Genomic DNA, 20,933 nt, shown 5'->3' on the forward strand with positions numbered 1-20,933 from the left:
TACAGTTCATAGGATTAAAAAATCTTCCTCAGCCAAATATATAGTGTCATAGCGCTACGGGACATGAATGGAGCTTCATATCCCGTAGCTGCATAATTTTCTGTATCAAAAATTTAGAACATTATTCTTAGACCTGCACCATAGATCCAGCCTTTTTCTGAATCTGAACTTTGCTGCCAGGCTGTCTGTTGGTTGCCTTTACTATATTCATAACCGACTTCCAGATAAGGCATGAGCTTTTTGCTCAGTTCATAGCGTGTTTCCAGGCCCAAGGTCGCATGACTAAGACCGGTTTTTTTCGCATTAGCTGCCTGATCATTCAGGATGACATCCAGTTCGACAAAGGGTTGCATAATCAGTTTCTGAGTCAGTAACAGGTCACGCTCTGTTTCCAGTTTTAATCCGACAAAGTCATCTTCACCGATATAGACATGAGCATCCGTTTCGAAAAAGTAGGGGGCCAGGCCATGCAGGCCAAATACTGCATCGAAGCGCTCGTTCTGCTGGTTTATAGAAGGCTCGGCTAAATTTTCCTGTCGATAGCGCACCCCGGTCTGCACATCCCAGAAATCAGAAATATTTCGGCTATACAACACTTTGGCATCATATTCGGCCTGACGGGATTCATGTTTGTCGGCTTCTAGCTTGAGGAAAATTTTATTTTCATCCGTGCCGACTCTGGCCTGGTTCTTGGACTTGAATGCTCCATTTCCCTCTGAACTATGCTGCCATTTCTGGTCCAGAATAATCTGGCTATAAATCTGTGCGCCATGTTCTTTACGATGATCATGTTCGCTGGCAGAACTGACTGAATTTTGTGGTGTGTTCAGCGCCTGCTGTTGATGCAATAACTTTGGTGGCGGTTGATGAGAAACGGCATCTGCTGTTTCAGTATGCTGTGCGTGGTCATCAGCCATGTTTTGCATGGCATGATATCCGCTATGATGCTGATGTTCATTATGACCCGTATGCTCGCTAGAAGCTGCCGCAAAAATACTCAGACTGCTTAGGGTAAGCGCACTGCTGAGCACTGACTTTACCAAAAGATTAGTGATGTGCATGGCTTTCTCCTTGAGCAGCTGCTGGCTTTGACGGCATTTTTTGTGAAGAAGGGTGAGATGCTTGATCTTCATCAACCTGTGCCACAATCAGCTTGTTCATCATGCCGGCACTCATGTGATAGAGCAGATGGCAGTGAATCGCCCATTCTCCCAGTTCGTCTGCTGTGAGCAAGGTCGTGACCGTTTTCCCGGGCGGCACAATCACGGTATGTTTATTTGGCATATTTGCAGCAGACTGACCATTTTCCAGCTGCATAAACATGCCATGCAAATGCATCGGATGGGCCATCATGCTGTCATTGATAAATTTCAGCCGGATCCGCTCGCCATATTTCACCTGAAGTGGCTCGGCATCACTGAATTTTTTACCATTCATGGTCCAGATGTAGCGCTCCATGGTTCCACCCAGACGAATCACCAGTTCACGTTCTGCTGCGCGGGTATCAGGTTGTGGTGTCAGGGCTTTGAGGTCTTGATATTGCAAGGCTTTGTGCCCTGCAGGCGTAGACATATTGGCCCAGCCCTCAACCGGCTGATGAGGCTGATTGGTTCCGGACATGGCATTATGACTTGCATGCATGTCGTGCTGGGCATGTTGATCATGTTCACTTGTGGCAGTCTGCATGGTCTGACTGCTGTGTGTGTCATGTGACATGTCATGTTGTTCGCCATGTCCCATATCTTCCATGGTCAATAAGGCACGAGGGCGCGGTGTTGGTAATTGAACCGGAGCCGGGGCTTTACTTGAATCAGTTGCCTGATGCAGACTGCCAATGGCAAAGCCTGAGCGGTCGATCGATTCCGCTTCAATCTGGTAATGCGCTGCAGTGGGTTCCACAATCACATCATAGGTTTCAGCGGTTCCGATACGGAATTCATCTACATTGACCGGCTGCACCGGTTGTCCATCGGCACTGACCACGGTCATTTTCAGCTGGGGAATACGCACATCGAAAAACGACATGGCTGAGGCATTGATGAAACGCAGGCGGACTTTTTCATTGGGCTGGAAATGGCCACTCCAGTTTTGTTGCGGCGTTTTTCCATTGACCAGAAAGGTATAACCGGTAACATCAGACAGGTCGGTTTTCAGCATACGCATCTGATTCCACATCTTGCGATCTGACCAGGTGGCCTTGAGGCCGTCACGTTTTACCTGCTTAAATACATCGCCAACGGTTTCGCGCTGGTTCTGATAATATTCGGCCGATTTTTTTAAATTGTTCTGAATCTGCTGGCTGCCCTGTTCGTGAAAATCCGACAGCATCACCACATAATCCCGCTCGGTTTGTTCATGTGGAGGTAGTAATGTCTGTGCTTTGGGGCGAATCACCAATGCGCCATAGAGGCCGTCCTGTTCCTGACCTTTGGAATGTGCGTGATACCAATAGGTGCCGTTTTGACGAACCTTGAAGCGATAAGTAAAAGACTGTTTCGGTTTGATCCCCTGAAAACCGTTAAATCCGGGGACACCATCCATCAGCCCGGGCAGGAGGAGGCCATGCCAGTGCAGCGAGGTATCCTGATTGTTCAGGTTGTTTTGTACATGAATGACTGCATCATCACCTTCTTCAAATTCCAGCAAGGGTGCAGGGAATTTTCCGTTTACAGTGATACGCTTGACCGTCTTTCCGGTGAGATTGATCGGGCTTTCATCAATGACCAGATGATATTCTTTTACGGCTGCAAACAAGGCAGACGACGAGATGAGACCGAAGCCCAGACACAGGCTTTGACTGATTTTAAGCAACATAACTTAATCCTTAATGAATAAAAAAATTTAAAAATTCAGGATCAAGCTTTGGGTGGGCGCAGGATTTCTTGCCAGTAACCGGCAAGGTGCTGGGCATGGTAAGCAGGGAGGAGGGTTTTTTCCGGATAACCTTGATCAGGCACGCTTAACTCGGGCGTTGTAATGGGCAGGCTGGTGACCAGGTTCTGGCAGGCCATAGTGCCACAATCCAGACAATCTGATGACTGCTGGGTGCTGTCACTGACACAGTCCGGCTGAATCAGTTCCTGATCTTGATGATGATCAGTCTTATGCAGCGAGTGAGAAGCAGAGGGTTTTGTCATTTCCAGACAATGAGGATTCGTTTTTTCAGACGGCATAACCAGATGCATGGTATTTGCAGATGCGACAGACACACTGCTCCAGCCTATGGCAAAAACCACAAGCATCACCAACCAGATCTGTTTGACGAGCCGTATGAGCAAAAGTACACCCTGAAAAAATGCGCTGCATGTTTGAGTAATAAAAGCATAAATGCAGTAACTCAAATTAGCAAATTCTGGACAAGATTATTTTTTAGGTCACCTACATACTACTTTTTTCATAGGTTCAGGTTTCAGTTTCGCACTTTTCACATTTTTTACAGTCCAGCAGCATCCCGAGTTTTTCTTTGCGCCCTTGCTCGGTCATCACCCATGGGCGATTTTGCCATGGCGGGGTATGCCGCACATGCTGGCCATGTCCGCAGGCCAGTTCTGCAACCCAATGCTGTTCTTCATCCAGATGAAAACCGATAATGGCCTGTTGCATGGCAAACCTCCTATGAGTTCAATCTGCCTCAGTACTTATCTAAAAACCTATATAAAATAAGTCATGCAAAATCACCATAAACAAAAGAATCGACACAAGCTATACTCCTTGCCAAGTCATTTTTTGAAAAAGAGCAGAGACACATGCGCGTACTTGTTGTGATGGATCCCATTGAAAATGTAAACCTGAAGAAAGACTCGACCATGGCCATGCTGTGGGCAGCAGCACGTCGCGGGCATGAACTCGGTTATGCATTGCAGCAAGATTTATATATCGATCAGGGCAAGGCCTTTGGTCTGATCGCGCCGTTACAGGTATTTGAAGACTACGACCATTATTATGAACTCGGCGAAAAACGCAAAGAGTCGATCGCTGCTTATGACGTTGTCTTGATGCGTAAAGATCCGCCTTTTGATATGAACTTTGTCTATACCACTTATATTCTGGAACAGGCAGAGCGCGAAGGGGCATGGATTATCAATAAGCCACAAAGCCTGCGTGACTGTAATGAAAAGCTGTTTGCTACCCAGTTCCCGGAACTGCAAGTACCAACTTTAGTGACTTCACAACAAAGCCTGATACGTGAATTCATTAAAGATCATGGTGATGTCATTGTTAAACCCTTAGATGGCATGGGGGGAATGGGGATTTTTCGTCTGTATCAGGACGGAGTAAATATCGGTTCGACTATCGAAATCCTGACCAATAATGGGACTCAGCCCATCATGGCACAGCGTTATATTCCAGAAATTGTTGAAGGCGATAAACGTATTTTGATGGTGAATGGTGAACCAATACCTTACTGTCTGGCACGTATTCCCCAAAATGGTGAAGTGCGTGGCAACCTGGCAGCAGGTGGTCTGGGGGAAGCGCGTCCTTTAACTGAAAATGATAAAGCCATTGCTGCAAAAGTTGGCCCATTTTTACGTGAAAAAGGTCTGGTCTTCGTGGGCCTGGATGTGATTGGTAACTATGTCACTGAAATTAACGTAACCAGCCCAACCTGTATCCGTGAAATTGATACCCAGTTTGGGACTTCGATTGCGGATGACCTGTTTGATGTGCTGGAAGCAGGGGTCAAGCAGGCCTAAGCTTTGCAGTCATAAATAAAAAGAGCCTCTATTGAGGCTCTTTTTATTTACCATGCCGTCGGAACAGATAGCTGCTCATCATCAGACCGAGTACCGAAAGGCAGACAGTAACCAGTGCAATATTGGCCCATTGTCCAGTCGCAGAAACCAGTGATGCACTCAGTGGCGGGACAAAAAACTGTGCAAATGCCGAAACTTGAAGAACAAGACCGACACTGGCTGCCGCGACATTGGCCTGAGGTGCGTATTTCAGGGTAATCGCAAAAACAGTCGTCGGAATAATTCCGCCAATCAGTGAAAACAATACAGCACTCAGTACCTGTAATTCCAGCATCAACCAGGAACGAGCAGCAAAGGCCAGAAAGCTGGTCAGCATCATACTGATAAAACCACTCCAGAGCAGGGTTTTCGGCTGCCAGCCACGTTGCAACAGCATACCGGCACCAAAGGTACCGCCCAGATTGGAAACCACGACCAGTGAAGTCAACATACCTGCAGTTTTTAAATCAATCTGATTCGCGACATACATACTCGGTAAAAAGCCGATTACAGTCAGCCACTGACTGGTATAACAGGCAAAAATTACCGCCAGACATAAAATTGGTGGATGAGTAAGGGTGACCCGAACAATTTCCCAGAAAGAAGAACTTGTAGCCGATGATGATGCTGTTTCAGAGGTAGGTACTTGCGGTTCAAGATGCAGATAACGATGTACCATTAAGGCAATCAACAGACACAATCCACCGAGTAAAACCCAGATAGTCTGCCATTGCAGCCATTCCAGCAATATCGGAATACACAGAACGGCTAGACTCACCCCTACACCCATATAGGAACTCCACAATCCCATCTTGAAATTCAGATGTTCTGGCCGGCTGATCCTTTTCAGAATGGCTGGTGCACACAGGGAGATGGTCAGGAAGCCAATGCCCTCAGTAAAACGAAAAAAATATAATGCAGCGACATGTTGAATCCAGAGTCCGGCAATACTGCTGAACCCTAGAATCGTTAGCGCCAGAATCAGGCAACGTTTTAGACCAAATTTTTCAGAGAATGCACCAATACTGAGTGCAAACAGCGTGCCTGCGCCCTGAACTAGAGACAGGGAAAAACCTGCTTGGGTAAAACTGAGTCCTAAGTCCTGCTGCAAAATTGGAATTACCGCAGAGAGTTTGCCGACATGAATGGCGGCCAGATAACCTGCCAGGATCACCCAGCTGTCATGCACTGAAATTTTTGACATCTGTCATCGCTTTATCTATTAAATCAATTCATTAAAGAATTGATGGTATTTATTCAGAATATAAATAACATAGAAAAAGAATAAATTTCATGCTGTTTAGACCTAAGTTTAGGTCTGAAAAATAGTGATCAGTGCAATAATGTTTTCGCTTCATCCTGCGATAAAATCTGTTTTATATCTATAAAAAAGAAATCATTGAAATCAATTAATAAAATCCGTTTTTTTTCTGAAAATTGAATAAAAATGCAGACCTGATTATAAATACAGTTTAAACTTTAAAATCGTGTGAAAAAAAACAATGAAACGCTCGTTGAAATAAAGTAAATAAACTTTCATGGCTTAGCGATTGTGATTACAATTGACGACTTAAATTACACCTCCTGTTTATATTTTAGAATTGAAGAATTAGACCGTGACCGATGCTCAGCAAAAACAGCCTAAACATGTCATGATGATGGCCGCAGGTACCGGTGGACATGTATTTCCAGCGTTAGCCGTTGCAAAAGACTTAGAACAGCAGGGGATCAAAGTGTCTTGGTTGGCAACGCCGGCAGGCATGGAAAACCGACTTTTAAAAAACCATAATATTCCAATTTATCAGATTGATATTCAAGGCGTGCGCGGCAATGGCGTCGTGCGTAAATTGGCGGCACCGTTTAAAATTCTAAAAGCCACTCTTAGCGCCATGAAGTATATGAGGCAGCTGAAGGTGGATGCTGTCGCCGGTTTTGGTGGCTATGTCGCCGGTCCAGGTGGTCTAGCAGCGCGAATGCTGGGCATTCCCGTGATTATTCATGAGCAAAATGCTGTAGCCGGTTTTACCAATACCCAGTTGTCCCGTATTGCCAAAAAAGTCTGTCAGGCATTTCCGAATACTTTTCCGGCCCAGGATAAAATTGTCACTACAGGCAATCCGGTACGTAAAGAAATTACTGAAATTTTCAATCCATCCTGGCGTTATCAGGAACGGGAAAAAGCTGGCCAGCCACTGCGTATTTTAATTGTCGGTGGTTCACTGGGCGCACAGGCACTCAATGAACGTGTGCCTGAAGCCTTAAAACAGCTGAATGTCCCATTGAATGTTTATCATCAGTGTGGTCAAAATCATGCAGATGCGACGCGTGCCCGTTATGCTGATGCACCTGCAACTTTAAATGTTGAAGTACAGCCATTTATTGAAGATATGGCACAGGCCTATAGCGATGCGGACTTAATTATCTGCCGTGCCGGTGCGTTAACCGTAACTGAAATTGCCACAGCAGGCGTGGCCGCAATCTTTGTGCCATTACCAAGTGCGGTAGATGATCACCAGACCGCCAATGCCCGATTCCTGGCGAATCTTGGCGCAGCAAAAATCTGCCCGCAAGCCACAATGACCCCAGACAGTCTAAAAGCGCTGCTGGAACCGATGCTGAATCGCCAGTTCCTTATGGAAATGGCTGTAAAAGCACGCCAGCAGGCTCAACCAGATGCAACCCAACACGTGGTTCGTTTAATTCAAGAATTGTAAACCGAGTAAATTATGTCTCCATCAACTCCAGCTGACCAAGCGAAAAAATTAATCAAAGTGCCAGAAATGCGCCGTATCAAACACATTCATTTTGTGGGGATCGGCGGTGCTGGCATGTGTGGTATTGCTGAAGTATTGAAAAACCAGGGTTATAAAGTCTCTGGTTCAGATATTAAAGCGTCCAAAACCACGGCTCAGCTGGAAGAAAATGGAATTAAGGTTTACATCGGTCATGCCGCTGAAAATATTCAGGGGGCCAATGTCATTGTGGTTTCAACCGCAATTGATCCTGAAAATCCGGAAATTAAGACTGCGATTGAAAAGCGTATTCCAGTGGTTCGCCGTGCTGAAATGCTGGGTGAATTGATGCGCTACCGTCACGGTATTGCAGTAGCAGGTACTCACGGTAAAACGACAACCACCAGTCTGGTGACTTGTATGTTGGCCGAAGAAAATCTTGATCCAACCTATGTGATCGGTGGCTTGCTGAACCGTACGGGTGTGAATGCTGCATTGGGTGCCAGTCGTTATATCGTGGCAGAAGCAGATGAATCAGATGCCTCTTTCCTGCATCTGCAGCCAATGGCGACCATTGTCACTAATATCGATGCTGATCATATGGATACTTATGGCGGCAGCTTTGATGTGCTGAAAGATACTTTTGTTCAGTTCCTGCAAAAACTTCCGTTCTACGGCCTAGCCGTGGTATGTGGTGATGATGCCAATATACGCGAAATTATGCCGAGGATCGGTCGCCCACTCATTACCTATGGTTTCAATGAAGACAATGACATTCGTGCAGTTGATATTAAACAGGATGGCATGCAGTCGCACTTTACGGTATTACGTAAAGATCGTGAGCCACTACGTGTTACGATCAATATGCCGGGTGCACATAATATTCTGAATTCACTGGCAGCAATTGGTATTGCGACTGATGAAGGCGTTTCTGATGCTGCGATTTGCCGTGCCTTGGAAAGCTTTAGCGGTGTTGGTCGTCGCTTCCAAGTGCAAGGTCAGTTCGAGCTTGAAGGCGGTGATGTGAAGCTGGTGGATGACTATGGTCACCATCCTAAAGAAGTTGAAGCAACCATCAAGGCGGCACGTGCCAGTCATCCAGACCGTCGTCTGGTAATGATGTTCCAGCCGCACCGTTTTAGCCGTACCCGTGACTGTTTTGAAGACTTTGTCGATGTATTGTCCACGGTAGATCAGTTGTTATTGCTGGAAGTTTATTCAGCAGGGGAGAAACCAATCGTTGGTGCAGATAGCCGTGCTCTGGCGCGCAGTATTCGTCTGCGTGGTGAGGTAGAGCCGATTCTGGTTGATCCGGTTGAAGGAAACCTCAGCAATGTCATGAAAAATGTGCTACAAGCAAATGACCTGCTGCTGACTCAGGGTGCCGGTAATGTAGGTGCAATTTCAATTGAACTTGCTCAGAATCATCTATATGTAAAATAGTCGCCTTGTGTGGCTCAGATAGAATTGACCAGATTTAAAAGTTTAAGGATATAAACGTGTCAAATGCTTCAAAATTCGGAAAAGTTGCCGTATTGCTTGGTGGTAAATCTGCAGAGCGTGAGGTTTCGCTAGACAGTGGTACGGCAGTGCTTGAGGCATTGCTGCATTCTGGGGTGAACGCAGAAGGCTTCGATCCTCAGGAGCGTAGCATCACGGAACTAACAGCTTATGATCGTGCTTTCATCGTACTGCATGGTCGTGGTGGTGAAGATGGCCAGATTCAAGGTGCACTGGAGTGGCTGAATATCCCTTATACCGGTACAGGCGTACAGGGTTCAGCGATTGGTATGGACAAGGTTAAAACCAAGCAGGTTTGGCAAGGTTCAGAACTGCCAACAGCACCTTACCGTATTGTGACCAAAGATTCGAATGCTGAAGAAATCGTTGCAGCACTGGGCTTGCCACTGATTATCAAGCCAGTGCATGAAGGCTCAAGCATTGGTATGAGCAAGGTTGAGAAAATCGAAGACTTTGCCACTGCCATTGCGAAAGCGACTGAACATGATGCCATTGTGATGGCAGAGAAATGGATTACCGGCCGTGAATTCACTATTGTCTTGTTAAATGGTCAGGCACTTCCGGTAATTCGTTTGCAACCACCAGAAGATGTGGCTTTCTACGACTATGAAGCCAAATATAACCGTAATGATGTACAGTACGGCATTCCATGCGGTCTAAGCGAAACAGAAGAAAAAGAACTGCAAGCCTTGGCTTTACGGGCTTTTCAGGCAGTAGGTGCTAGCGGTTGGGGTCGTATTGATGCCATGCAGGATCAGGACGGTAAGTTTTGGCTACTTGAAGTGAACACGGTGCCAGGCATGACCAGTCATTCTTTGGTGCCAAAAGCGGCAGCAGCAGTAGGCTATAGTTTTGAAGCGCTATGTGTGGCGATTCTGGAACAAACTCTGAACGGTGTGGCTCACTAAGATATGGCTCAACTTCCTGCATCCATGCGCCGCAAACGTGCTGCGATTACCTCAATTCACGACAAGCCGCCCACACGAAAAGAAAAAATGGCCAATCTAGGTGGTTGGTTACTGCTGTGTGTGGCGTTTGTAGTACTGGCTGCAGGAATACTGGGATTCTATCGTGTGATGACCGATGCCCAGGTAGCAGAGCTTGAGGTGATTGGTTCTCGTTCGGCGGCAGAAGAACGTCAGATCCTGCAACATGTATCGCCAATTATTACCGAAAATTATTTTACCTCGGATTTAAGATCAGTCCGTGATAAAACTCTAGAATTGTCTTGGGTAGATCGTGTTGTGGTATCACGTGCCTGGCCGAATGCAATTCGGGTAAGGGTAATGCCGCACCATGCGATTGCACGTTGGGGCACTGGACGTCTGCTCAGTGATAGCGGAAAAATTTTCACGGAAGTACTTCCTCAGAGTTATCCGGAGTTGCCGTTACTGCATGGTCCTGCCAGTCAGGCCAAAACCATGATGCGCCGCTATAACGAAATTAATCAGCTGTTCGCACCGCATGGCATTCGTTTAAAAGAATTATATTTAACGGAACGCATGACATGGTTTATGCAGTTTGATTCGGGATTACGCGTGATTGTGGATCAGGATCAAACCATGAGCAAGCTGCAACGTCTTAGCCATCTTTCCTATAGCGATTTGAAGCCAGTTTGGTCTAGAATTTCTTCAATTGATCTGCGCTATAGAAATGGGCTTGCGATTCAGTGGAAGAATGCAGCTCCACCAAAGATACAAAATGGTCATTTTATTGTAACGAATAATGACACCGGCGTTGAGAACGGCGTTACAGTAAAGCCATAATGTTCGGCTTTGAAAAATAGAGGCTTAGAGCCATAAATTAAACACAGGTAATGGTAGTAACGAATAATGAATGAAGCTGTTCCCTCAGTTGTTGCGATTGACATTGGGACGCACAAAGTTTCAGTTTTGATTGGTAAGGTACATGCGCCAGACAATATCCAGGTCATTGGGATGGCGACTGCTCGTAACCGAGGCATGAATAAAGGGAAAATTGTAAGTCTCGATAAAGTCATTACCGCAATAAAAAATGCCGTTCAAGAAGCGGAAGACATGGCGGAATGCCGTGTACATTCAGCCTGGATTTCAATTCCAAGTGCGGAGCTGAAAAGCTTTTATGCTTCAGGCCGTACTTCAGTTGACAATGCGGAACATACAATTACCACCAGTGAGGTGGTGCGCGCGCTTGAATTGGCTAAAGCCAGTCGTCAGATCTCAGATCATTATCTGGTCAGCGCAGTTCCACTAGGTTTTGAGCTGGATGATGCACCGGAATGGGTGTTGAATCCGATCCGTATGTCGGCGCACAGCATGACCGGGCATTATCATTTAATGATGTTGCCAATTAGCACCATGCAGAATATTGACCGTGCCCTGAAAGGTGCCAATATTGGTGTAGAGCGCATGGTGGTATCATGTCTGGCCACTGCTGAAGCCAGCTTGCTGAAAGATGAAAAAGAATATGGCGTATGTCTGGTCGACATCGGTGCCGGAACCACAAATCTTGCAGTTTATCTGGATGGTCGTCTGGCATTGACCCATACCATTCAGCGTGGTGGAGAACATGTAACACGTGATATCGCAGCGGTGTTACAGACTACCACTGAAGAAGCTGAACGTATTAAGCTGTTATATGGTTGTGTCGATCTGAAAGTAGTAAAACCGGACCATATGATTCAGTTCCAAGGTATTGATGGTCCGCAGACCATTAGCCGGATTGAACTGACTGAGATTATTATTGCGCGTTATAGTGAAATTCTGGGTCTGGTACGTGATGAGTTAGTGAAAAATGGTGCCATCCAGGGCTTGTATCATGGTGTGGTATTAACCGGTGATGCCAGCCATATTGAAGGTATGGTCAGCTATGTACGCCGCACTTTGGGTATATCGGCGCATTTGGGTAATCCGCCAGCACCAGTACATGCAGATGAAGCACATCAGGCAGCGCTGCGTCGTTCGCAGTACGCTACAGCTGCAGGTCTGCTGATGTTCAGCCAGAGTGACGCGCAGGAAACTATCGTAGAATCGGAAGAAAATGAAAGACTGTCGGTGACTCAGCGCGTTAAACGTGCCTGGTCAGGCTTTAATGAAACATTGAAGTCAATTTTTTAGTCGACATTTATTGTGAATATTGTTGAGAAGTTGTAGTAAAAAATGCCTGCACTTGACAACTGAGTTGTGGAGCAGCATTCTTAAAAACAATTTTTTATTAAGATCAGGGCAGTATACGGGCTTAGTGACTGCCAGTACTAAATTAGGAATTTTATAGGTCATGGCCTCATTTGAATTTTTTGAAGACGATCAAGACGATAGCATTGGTCAAGCCCGTTTCACTGTGTTTGGTGTAGGGGGTGCGGGTGGTAATGCTGTGCAGCATATGCTGCAATCAGACATCCAGGGTGTAAAATTTGTCTGTGCCAATACGGACAAACAGGCACTGGATCGCATGGAAGCTGAATTTAAAATTCAGCTCGGCGAACAAAGTACCCGTGGTCTAGGTGCAGGTGCAAACCCACAAGTCGGTCAAGCGGCAGCAGAAGAAAGCCGTGAACTGATCCGCCAGCATCTTGAAGGCACAGATATGGTGTTCGTGACTGCTGGTATGGGCGGCGGTACAGGTACCGGTGCAGCACCAGTGGTTGCAGAAATTGCTAAAGAAATGGGCATCTTGACAGTTGGTGTCGTGACTACGCCATTCAACTTTGAAGGTAAACGCCGTTTACAGTCCGCTGAGAAGGGTATTCAAGCCCTGGAACAGCACGTTGATTCCCTGATCATCATTCCAAACCAGCGCCTGCTGAAAGTATTCCGTGACATCTCGATGAAAGATGCTTACAAGAAGGCAGATGACGTTCTGTTAAATGCAGTACGCAGTATCTTTGATCTTGTGGTACGTCCAGGTCATATCAACCTTGACTTCGCCGATCTGAAAACAGCGATGAGCACACGTGGTTATGCCATGATGGGTGTAGGTCTTGGTCGTGGTGAAAACCGTGCACGCCAGGCAGCTGAACAGGCAATTCGCAGCCCATTACTGGATAACGTCACTATCATGAATGCCAAAGGCATCCTGATTAACGTGACTGGTGGTGATGATGTAACCTTCGGTGAAATTGAAGAAATTACCGATGTTGTGAACCAGATCGTGGACCTGGATGAAGGTCAAGTCTTCTACGGTACCGTATTCGATCCAGATGCGCGTGATGAAATTAGCGTAACTGTAATCGCAACAGGTCTGACCCGTAACTCGGCAGATGCTGCTGAGCCTGCGAAACGTACCAATGTACAGCAGTCACGTCCTGCAACAGCCCCGGCTGCAGTAGATGAAGATGATGTGCCAGCGATTCAGCGTCAACAAACTGGTGCAGGTGCGGCAGCGACGCCGGCTGCCTCTGTTTCAAGCCCACGTCCAACGCCAATGAGTATTCAGGATTATCTTAAAAATCAACAGCGTAAGTAATATGTAACAATATGTGTTTACGATGTTTCAACAGAAAAGGTGGCTTTAGGGCCACCTTTTTGTTTTTTATCAATGGCTAAATATGCTACCGTATAGCGGTTTTGTTGATGAACAGATGATAAAAGCATGTTGAAACAGCGTACCCTGAAACGTGTCGTGAAAGCGAGCGGCATCGGTCTTCATAGTGGGCAGAAAGTCATGATTAACTTCGTGCCACACCATGCCGATGGGGGAATTGTGTTTCGACGCATCGATCTGAATCCACCAGTGGACATTCCCGCCAATGCCATGCTGATCGAGGAAGCCTTCATGTGCTCGAATCTGGTTCAGGAAAATGCCAAAGTGGGTACCATTGAGCATGTCATGAGTGCCATTGCCGGCCTGGGCATCGATAACCTGATTATTGAAGTGTCAGCTTCTGAAGTGCCCATCATGGACGGTAGTGCCGGGCCATTTATCTATCTGCTGATGCAGGGTGGACTTCAGGAACTGCAGGCACCAAAGAAATTTATTAAAATCATCAAACCTGTAGAAGCGCTTATTGATGATAAGCGTGCGGCTTTTAGCCCGCATGAAGGCTTTCAGCTTAATTTCACCATCGACTTTGACCATCCTGCTTTCAAGAAAGAATACCAGTCTGCCACCATTGACTTCTCTACTGAAACCTTTGTATATGAAGTCAGTGAAGCGCGTACATTTGGCTTTATGAAAGATCTGGACTATCTCAAAGCCAATAATCTGGCTCTTGGTGCAAGTCTGGAAAACGCAATTGGCGTGGATGAAACTGGGGTAGTCAATGAAGAAGGGCTACGTTTTTCAGATGAATTTGTGCGTCACAAGATTTTGGACGCTGTCGGTGACTTATATCTGATGGGTCATCAGATTATCGCTAAATTCGACGGTTACAAGTCAGGCCATGCCTTAAATAACCAGCTTTTGCGTAATGTCAGCAGTGATCCGGATAGCTATGAAATTGTAACATTTGATGACATTGAAACTTGTCCAATTCCTTATGTGAATGTGACATAAGTCATTGTCTTTTAGTGTATATGTTATATTATAACAATATAGAATGAGAACTGGTTCTCGCAATTTACATTGTAAATCAACATGATTTAATTTGTATGTTATTTTTTATTGCTTGCCAAACGTAGTAAAGCTTGGCTAAGCTTAGGGTCGCTTATAAAGTCAGCAGCACTACGGAGCATATCCTGTGTTTCTGGGCTTAAGGCTCTTTCGGATTTTTCCGTAATCAAAGGTGTTTTGGATGGATTTCGTAAACACACTTGTAGTTTGGTTAAGTCCTTTAATTCGCTAATTTGAGAGAGTTGTGAAACGTATTGCTTCTGTAAGTAGGCCAACTGAGAAATCATGGCTTGGTTTTCACCAGTAAGCGTTAACACACCATTTTGATAGCAGACAACCTGCCACTGTTCCGGTTTGGGCAACAAAGGTTGAATGAGTTTTGTAAGTTTCTGCCATGCAGCAACTTGTGATGAGAGAAACGAGAAGTTTCCTGTTTTTATGTGTTTTCTTGTTTGTTGAAAAACGTTGACAGGTTCAGACATACATCATTCCTACATGATTATGCCTTAATCTTATGCGCTCTTTTCGGTAGATATCAAGGAAGAGATCACCCAAGGAACTCGATTAAAACAGTTTTAGAGAGGTTTTTTATGCATTTGCGACGTATTTTGTTGGCATTTTCCCTGGCGAGTTCAGCTGCTTCTGTAGCATTCGCAGATTTAGTGGATCTAAATCAGGAAAGTGGATCCGTCGATCGTCTTGAGCAGCTTACACGGACTTTAGCACAGGGCGCTTATACACAATCAGATGATGTTTATATCCCTGCTGAAACCAAATTAAGCGTTCAGCTCCGTGAGAAGCCAGTTGAGCTCAACAATGCAACGATTGAGAAAAAATACGGCGCTTCTAAGTCTACATCTAAATCTTCTTCAAGTTTTTCATCTTCTCCATATTCTTGGTTAGTGGCACATCCTCTGCCAAACCTGAAACGTGTCAGCTCTGACTTTGGTGGTCGTACCATGAATGGTCGCGCTGAAAACCATTCTGGTCTGGATATGTCTGCACCAAGCGGTACACCGATCTATGCGACGGGTCCTGGTATTGTGACCAAGTCAGGTTGGGGTACAGGTTACGGCCAATACGTGGAAATTAACCACGGTAATGGTTACCTAACTCGTTATGCACATGCTTCACGTCTGATTGCACGTGTGGGTGATCGCGTAGAAGCAGGTGAGCACATTGCCAACGTAGGATGTACAGGTCGCTGTACGGGCCCGCATTTACACTATGAAGTAGTAAAAGACGGTCAGCGTAAGAATCCTTCGACTTATCTTGCCATGCTGCCATAAGGCCTGTCAGGTCATTTAAGCTATCCTGTACATAACACCTACAGAAAAAGCACATCCATATTTAAAAGTAATAAATCTCTGGTCTCTTTCTAAAATGAGAGAAACTGGAGATTTATTGCTTTCAAGTCTTAATTTATCACTAAAAAATATGAGCAATGTATAATTTTGATTCTTTACTGACTCAGATTTGTATCTTTGTGTAATAAATGATCAACAGGTATTTAGCTGCTAAATACCCCAGCATTCGCGCATTCAGCGTAGGCGATACCTGTCACTGCCCTAAATATGATACATATAAACGATTAATGTAGATCTTTAGGAACAGTAGATTATGGCGTTTTATGGCGATACAGACGCGCAAGAAACTCAAGAATGGCAAGACGCTTTTGACTCTGTTTTGCAACACATGGGCACTGAGCGTGCAGCTTTCTTATTAGAGAAACTTTATCAGCGCGCGATTGCTAAGCATGTTCCCATTCAGCGTTTAAATACTCCTTACTTAAACACGATTTCTGTTGAAGAACAACCACCTATGCCGGGTGACCAGGACATGGAGCGCCGTATTCGTGCGCTGATCCGCTGGAATGCACTGGCGATGGTTCTTCGCGCGAACAAAACTGGCGATGATCTAGGTGGCCACTTGGCCAGTTTTGCATCATCCGCAACCTTATATGATGTAGGCTTTAACCACTTCTTCCGTGCCAATAGCGATAGCTTCGGCGGTGACATGATCTATTATCAAGGTCACTGTGCTCCGGGTATCTATGCACGTTCATTTCTGGAAGGCCGTTTAACGGAAGACCATTTAAATAACTTCCGTCGTGAAGTAGATGGCGTTGGCTTACCTTCTTATCCACATCCATATTTGATGCCGGATTACTGGCAATTCCCGACTGTATCGATGGGTCTGGGTCCGATTATGTCGATCTACCAGGCACACATTCAAAAGTATTTGATGAACCGTGGCTTGATCAAGGAAGAAGATCGTAAAGTCTGGGCTTACCTGGGCGACGGCGAGATGGATGAGCCAGAAAGTACCGGTGCAATCTCTCTGGCTGGTCGTGAAAAGTTAGATAACCTGATTTGGGTGGTCAACTGTAACCTGCAGCGTCTTGATGGCCCGGTACGTGGTAACGGCAAGATCATCCAGGAACTTGAGTCGCTATTCCGTGGTGCAGGCTGGCGCGTAATTAAAGTCGTTTGGGGTCGTCATTGGGATCCACTGCTTGCCAAAGATGAAACTGGCGCTCTAAAAGCGATTATGGAAGAAGCGGTAGACGGCGATTACCAACGTTACCAAGTAAAAGGTGGTGCTTATACACGTGCGCACTTCTTTGGTAAATACCCAGAAGCTGAAGAGCTGGTTAAAGGTTTAAGTGATGAAGACATCGACAACTTGAACCGCGGTGGTCACGATCCATTCAAAGTATATGCAGCCTATGCAGAAGCAATGAAATCCACAGGTCAGCCAACCGTTATCTTGGCGAAAACAGTGAAAGGCTATGGCCTGTCTGAAGAAATTGAAGCGGTGAATAAGACTCACCAAATCAAGAAAATGCAGCTTGAGTCGTTGAAATATGTGCGTAACCGTTTCAACTTGCCATTTACTGATGAGCAGTTAGAAGAAGTTCCATTCTACCGTCCAAGCGAAAATTCGCCTGAATTGAAATATATGAAGGCACGTCGTGAGGCGCTCGGTGGTTACCTGCCTGCACGTCGTAAGGAGAGCGAACAGCTTGCGATTCCAGAACTGTCGGTATTTGACGCAGTACTTGCAGGTTCTAACGGTAAGCAACAATCAACCACCATGGTGATGGTTCGTTTAATTTCTTCATTATTGAAAGAAAAAGCCATCAAAGACCGCGTGGTTCCAATCGTTCCAGATGAAGCGCGTACATTTGGTCTGGAAGGTATGTTCCGTCAGCTGGGTATTTATGCTGCACATGGTCAAAAATACACGCCTGAAGACCAGGAACAATTGATGCATTACCGTGAAGCAAAAGACGGTCACATGCTTCAAGAAGGGATTAATGAAGCGGGTGCGATGAGTGCTTGGGCTGCGTTGGCAACCAGTTATTCAACCAATAACCTGCCAATGATTCCAATGTACATGTACTACTCTATGTTCGGTTTCCAGCGTATTGGTGACATTGCATGGGCGGCAGGTGATGCGCAAGCACAAGGCTTCTTGCTGGGTGCAACAGCGGGTCGTACTACATTGAATGGTGAAGGCTTACAGCACCAGGATGGCCATTCGCATATTCTTGCGAATACGATTCCAAACTGTATTTCTTATGATCCTTGCTTTGGTTATGAGCTTGCCGTGATTGTTCACGATGGCTTGAAGCGTATGTACGTGAATCAAGAGCGTGTGTTCTACTACTTAACCGTAATGAACGAAAACTACGAGCATCCTGCAATGCCACAAGGTGTTGAAGAAGGCATCAAACGTGGTATGTATCTGCTGGAAGAAGACGAGAAAGCGACTGTCCAGTTGCTTGGTTCAGGTGTGATTCTGCGTGAAGTGATCAAAGCTGCGAAGATCCTGCGTGAAGAATATCAAATCCATTCAAACGTATACAGCGTAACCAGTTTCAACGAGCTGGCACGTGATGGTATGGCGTGTGAAGAGTACAACCGTTTACATCCATTAGCTGAAGAAGTGAAAGAGTCTTGGGTTGCTCAGCAACTACGTGGCACAAATGGTATTGTAGTTTCTGCAACAGACCATATGCGTGCGTATAGTGAGCAAATCCGTGCCTACCTTCCAGACAACCGCCCATTCGTTGCATTGGGTACTGATGGTTATGGCCGTTCCGATACACGTGCCAAACTTCGTAGCTACTTCGGTGTAGATGCTGCTCATATTGTGGTTGCTACATTGAAGAAACTGGCTGACGAAGGTGAAGTAGATGCTCGTCTAGTGAAAGATGCGATTTCTAGCTTCGAGCTGGATACTGATCGTCCAGTTGCATGGGCGCCACAAGCAACGCCTGAACTACACGCTGTTGCTGACTACAAGGAGGAGAACTAATCATGCAAATTACGACTCCTGATATTGGTGTAGATAAGGCAACAGTTGCTGAAATTCTGGTGAAAGTGGGTGATACCATTACCATCGATGAAAGCATTGTGCTGCTGGAATCTGACAAAGCCTCTGTTGAAGTGCCTAGCACTTCAGCAGGCGTGGTAAAAAGCATTCTGGTTAATCAGGGTGATGAAGTATCTGAAGGTGCAGTACTCATTGAATTAGAGGCTGAAGACGATGTCAATGCTGTAGAAACCCAGCAAGCTGATGTGTCAGACAAAACTTCGGAAAATACCCCGACTTCATTACCTGATGATGAAATCCTTCAGGAAGTGGCTTCACATCAGCCGGGCACTGCGGCTAAACAAAGCCAAGCACTTGCTGCTAATAGCGCTGCATCTGCAACTGTTGAAGTGAAAGTGCCAGATATCGGTGTAGAAAAAGCACTGGTGGGTGAAATTCTGGTACAGGTCGGTGATGAAATCACGGTTGATCAAAGCATCGTGGTCGTAGAGTCTGATAAAGCAACTGTTGAAGTTCCAAGCACTGTCGATGGCACAGTAGAAGCTATTCAAATTAAGGAAGGTGACACCGTTAAAGAAGGTGTGGTTATCCTGGCAGTGAAAACTGCGGCTTCAGTATCGGCTCAGCAAGCAGCTCCTGAGTCGGCTGAACAGGCTCCTGCACCAGCAGCACCTGAAGCCAAAGCTGAAACAGTTACACAAGCACCCGCAGCGCCTGCTGGCGATGTGGAAGTGAAAGTACCTGACTTGGGTGTCGACAAAGCTGCTGTAGCAGAAATTCTGGTACAGGTCGGTGACAAGGTTGAGAAAGACCAAAGTATCATCGTGGTGGAATCGGATAAGGCGACTGTCGAAGTGCCAAGCACGACTGCAGGTGTGATCAAGTCAATTCATGTCGAGCTCGGCCAGAACGTTTCTGAAGGCATTGCACTGATTACGATTGAAGCTGCAGGGCAGTCAGCACCTGCGACAGCTCCGGCTCCAAAAGCAGAAGTGTCAGCAGCTAAAGCCGTACCTGTACCAGCTGCAGTGCCAAAAGTTGAGACTGCTGCTGCATCTGAAACGCAAAATGCAGACAAGCTCACCAAAGAGCAGAACGCTGCCAATGCCAAAGTCTATGCCGGTCCCGCAGTTCGTAAGCTTGCACGTGAGCTGGGAGTGGTACTTGCTGAAGTCAAAGCATCTGGTCCGCATGCGCGCCTGATGAAAGAAGATCTGTTTGCATATGTGAAAACACGTCTGACTGCACCGGCATCTGCTGCAGTTGCGCCAGCCGCGGCTGCACCCGCAGGCTTACCAAAACTACCAAGCTTCGATGCATTTGGTGGCGTGGAAGAGAAAGCCTTGACGCGTTTGCAGCAGGTTTCTATTCCGCAGTTGTCTCTCAATAATTACATCCCGCAAGTGACACAGTTCGACTTGGCCGATATTACTGAACTTGAAGCATGGCGTAATGAGCTGAAAGGCAACTTTAAGAAAGAAGGTCTAAGCCTGACCATTATGTCATTCATTATCAAGGCAGTAGCACACCTGCTGAAAGAAGAGCGTGAATTTGCAGGTCATTTGGCAGATGACGGTAAGTCAGTCCTGTTGCGTAACGAAATCCATATGGGGATTGCAGTCGCAACACCAGATGGTTTGACGGTTCCTGTACTGCGTAATCCAGATCAAAAATCCATTAAGCAAATTTCGAAAGAATTGGGTGAACTGGGTCAAAAAGCACGTGATAAGAAACTTTCACCGAAAGATCTGCAAGGTGCAAACTTCACGATTTCAAGTCTTGGAGCAATTGGTGGTACAGCGTTTACCCCACTTGTGAACTGGCCACAAGTTGCAATCCTGGGTATTTCACCTGCGACCATGCAACCGGTTTGGAATGGTGAGGGCTTTGATCCACGCTTAATGCTTCCATTGTCATTGTCATACGATCATCGTGTGATTAATGGTGCAGATGCGGCACGCTTCACCAATAAGTTAAGCAAATTGTTAAAAGATATTCGTAGCCTATTGATCTAATGCATTAATGCTTTAATAGAAAGACCCTGCTCCGGCAGGGTTTTTTTATATTACGATTTGTA

General features: G+C 46.0%; 17 protein-coding genes. 11 read left to right on the forward strand and 6 right to left on the reverse strand.

The genetic code is table 11. The annotated features are described in order from the left end of the window. Positions 1-113: 113 nt before the first annotated feature. From ACS72_RS11285 to ACS72_RS11300, 4 genes are all read right to left on the reverse strand, one after another. Complete coding sequence (locus tag ACS72_RS11285; protein ID WP_008305774.1) at positions 114-1,061, reverse strand: copper resistance protein B; 948 nt, start codon at positions 1,059-1,061, stop codon at positions 114-116. Beyond that, on the reverse strand, positions 1,048-2,814 hold the full coding sequence (locus ACS72_RS11290) for a copper resistance system multicopper oxidase (protein ID WP_008305772.1): 1,767 nt from the start codon (positions 2,812-2,814) through the stop codon (positions 1,048-1,050). The genes ACS72_RS11285 and ACS72_RS11290 overlap by 14 nt, the downstream gene beginning before the upstream one ends. Before the next feature lie 41 nt (positions 2,815-2,855). Next, entirely contained in the window at positions 2,856-3,278 is a 423-nt protein-coding gene (locus ACS72_RS11295) for a hypothetical protein (RefSeq protein WP_034592696.1), read from the reverse strand. Positions 3,279-3,402: 124 nt separating this feature from the next. Beyond that, a complete protein-coding gene (locus ACS72_RS11300; protein ID WP_004281307.1) occupies positions 3,403-3,603 on the reverse strand; it encodes a DUF3565 domain-containing protein in 201 nt (66 codons plus the stop codon). A gap of 143 nt (positions 3,604-3,746) precedes the next feature. Between ACS72_RS11300 and gshB the strand changes: the two genes are divergently transcribed. Then, positions 3,747-4,694 carry a glutathione synthase gene (gene gshB, locus ACS72_RS11305; RefSeq protein ID WP_008305766.1) on the forward strand — a complete coding sequence of 316 codons (948 nt, stop codon included), beginning with the start codon at positions 3,747-3,749 and terminating at the stop codon, positions 4,692-4,694. Between the two features lie 43 nt (positions 4,695-4,737). Here gshB and ACS72_RS11310 read toward each other — a convergent pair whose 3' ends face one another. Then, complete coding sequence (locus ACS72_RS11310) at positions 4,738-5,937, reverse strand: CynX/NimT family MFS transporter (protein ID WP_008305763.1); 1,200 nt, start codon at positions 5,935-5,937, stop codon at positions 4,738-4,740. A 412-nt stretch (positions 5,938-6,349) separates the two neighbouring features. On the opposite strand from ACS72_RS11310, the gene murG reads away from it, so the two are divergent. From murG to lpxC, 7 genes are all read left to right on the forward strand, one after another. Then, positions 6,350-7,447 carry an undecaprenyldiphospho-muramoylpentapeptide beta-N-acetylglucosaminyltransferase gene (murG, locus tag ACS72_RS11315; protein ID WP_048882173.1) on the forward strand — a complete coding sequence of 366 codons (1,098 nt, stop codon included), beginning with the start codon at positions 6,350-6,352 and terminating at the stop codon, positions 7,445-7,447. 12 nt (positions 7,448-7,459) lie between these two features. Further along, positions 7,460-8,908, forward strand: a complete 1,449-nt coding sequence (gene murC / locus ACS72_RS11320) for a UDP-N-acetylmuramate--L-alanine ligase (protein WP_048882174.1) — start codon at positions 7,460-7,462, stop codon at positions 8,906-8,908. A 56-nt stretch (positions 8,909-8,964) separates the two neighbouring features. Further along, positions 8,965-9,894: a D-alanine--D-alanine ligase gene (locus ACS72_RS11325; protein WP_048882175.1), complete on the forward strand. Its 930-nt coding sequence runs from the start codon at positions 8,965-8,967 to the stop codon at positions 9,892-9,894. Between the two features lie 3 nt (positions 9,895-9,897). Continuing rightward, a complete protein-coding gene (locus tag ACS72_RS11330; RefSeq protein ID WP_048882176.1) occupies positions 9,898-10,752 on the forward strand; it encodes a cell division protein FtsQ/DivIB in 855 nt (284 codons plus the stop codon). Between the two features lie 66 nt (positions 10,753-10,818). Continuing rightward, positions 10,819-12,081, forward strand: a complete 1,263-nt coding sequence (gene ftsA / locus ACS72_RS11335) for a cell division protein FtsA (RefSeq protein WP_048882177.1) — start codon at positions 10,819-10,821, stop codon at positions 12,079-12,081. 160 nt (positions 12,082-12,241) lie between these two features. After that, positions 12,242-13,429 (forward strand): cell division protein FtsZ, encoded by a 1,188-nt coding sequence (ftsZ, locus tag ACS72_RS11340; protein WP_004813752.1) that lies wholly within the window; start codon positions 12,242-12,244, stop codon positions 13,427-13,429. A gap of 126 nt (positions 13,430-13,555) precedes the next feature. Beyond that, positions 13,556-14,458 carry a UDP-3-O-acyl-N-acetylglucosamine deacetylase gene (gene lpxC / locus ACS72_RS11345; protein ID WP_048882178.1) on the forward strand — a complete coding sequence of 301 codons (903 nt, stop codon included), beginning with the start codon at positions 13,556-13,558 and terminating at the stop codon, positions 14,456-14,458. Between the two features lie 98 nt (positions 14,459-14,556). Here lpxC and ACS72_RS11350 read toward each other — a convergent pair whose 3' ends face one another. After that, positions 14,557-14,997 carry a DciA family protein gene (locus ACS72_RS11350; RefSeq protein WP_048882179.1) on the reverse strand — a complete coding sequence of 147 codons (441 nt, stop codon included), beginning with the start codon at positions 14,995-14,997 and terminating at the stop codon, positions 14,557-14,559. 108 nt (positions 14,998-15,105) lie between these two features. Here ACS72_RS11350 and ACS72_RS11355 point away from each other — a divergent pair, with 108 nt between their 5' ends. From ACS72_RS11355 to ACS72_RS11365, 3 genes are all read left to right on the forward strand, one after another. Continuing rightward, complete coding sequence (locus tag ACS72_RS11355) at positions 15,106-15,804, forward strand: M23 family metallopeptidase (protein ID WP_004813747.1); 699 nt, start codon at positions 15,106-15,108, stop codon at positions 15,802-15,804. A gap of 331 nt (positions 15,805-16,135) precedes the next feature. Then, positions 16,136-18,838 (forward strand): pyruvate dehydrogenase (acetyl-transferring), homodimeric type, encoded by a 2,703-nt coding sequence (gene aceE, locus ACS72_RS11360; RefSeq protein WP_004890761.1) that lies wholly within the window; start codon positions 16,136-16,138, stop codon positions 18,836-18,838. A 2-nt stretch (positions 18,839-18,840) separates the two neighbouring features. Then, on the forward strand, positions 18,841-20,871 hold the full coding sequence (locus ACS72_RS11365; protein WP_048882180.1) for a 2-oxo acid dehydrogenase subunit E2: 2,031 nt from the start codon (positions 18,841-18,843) through the stop codon (positions 20,869-20,871). Positions 20,872-20,933: the final 62 nt, after the last annotated feature.

This window comes from Acinetobacter sp. VT 511 (assembly GCF_001077515.1).
Classification (GTDB): Bacteria; Pseudomonadota; Gammaproteobacteria; order Pseudomonadales; family Moraxellaceae; genus Acinetobacter; species Acinetobacter schindleri.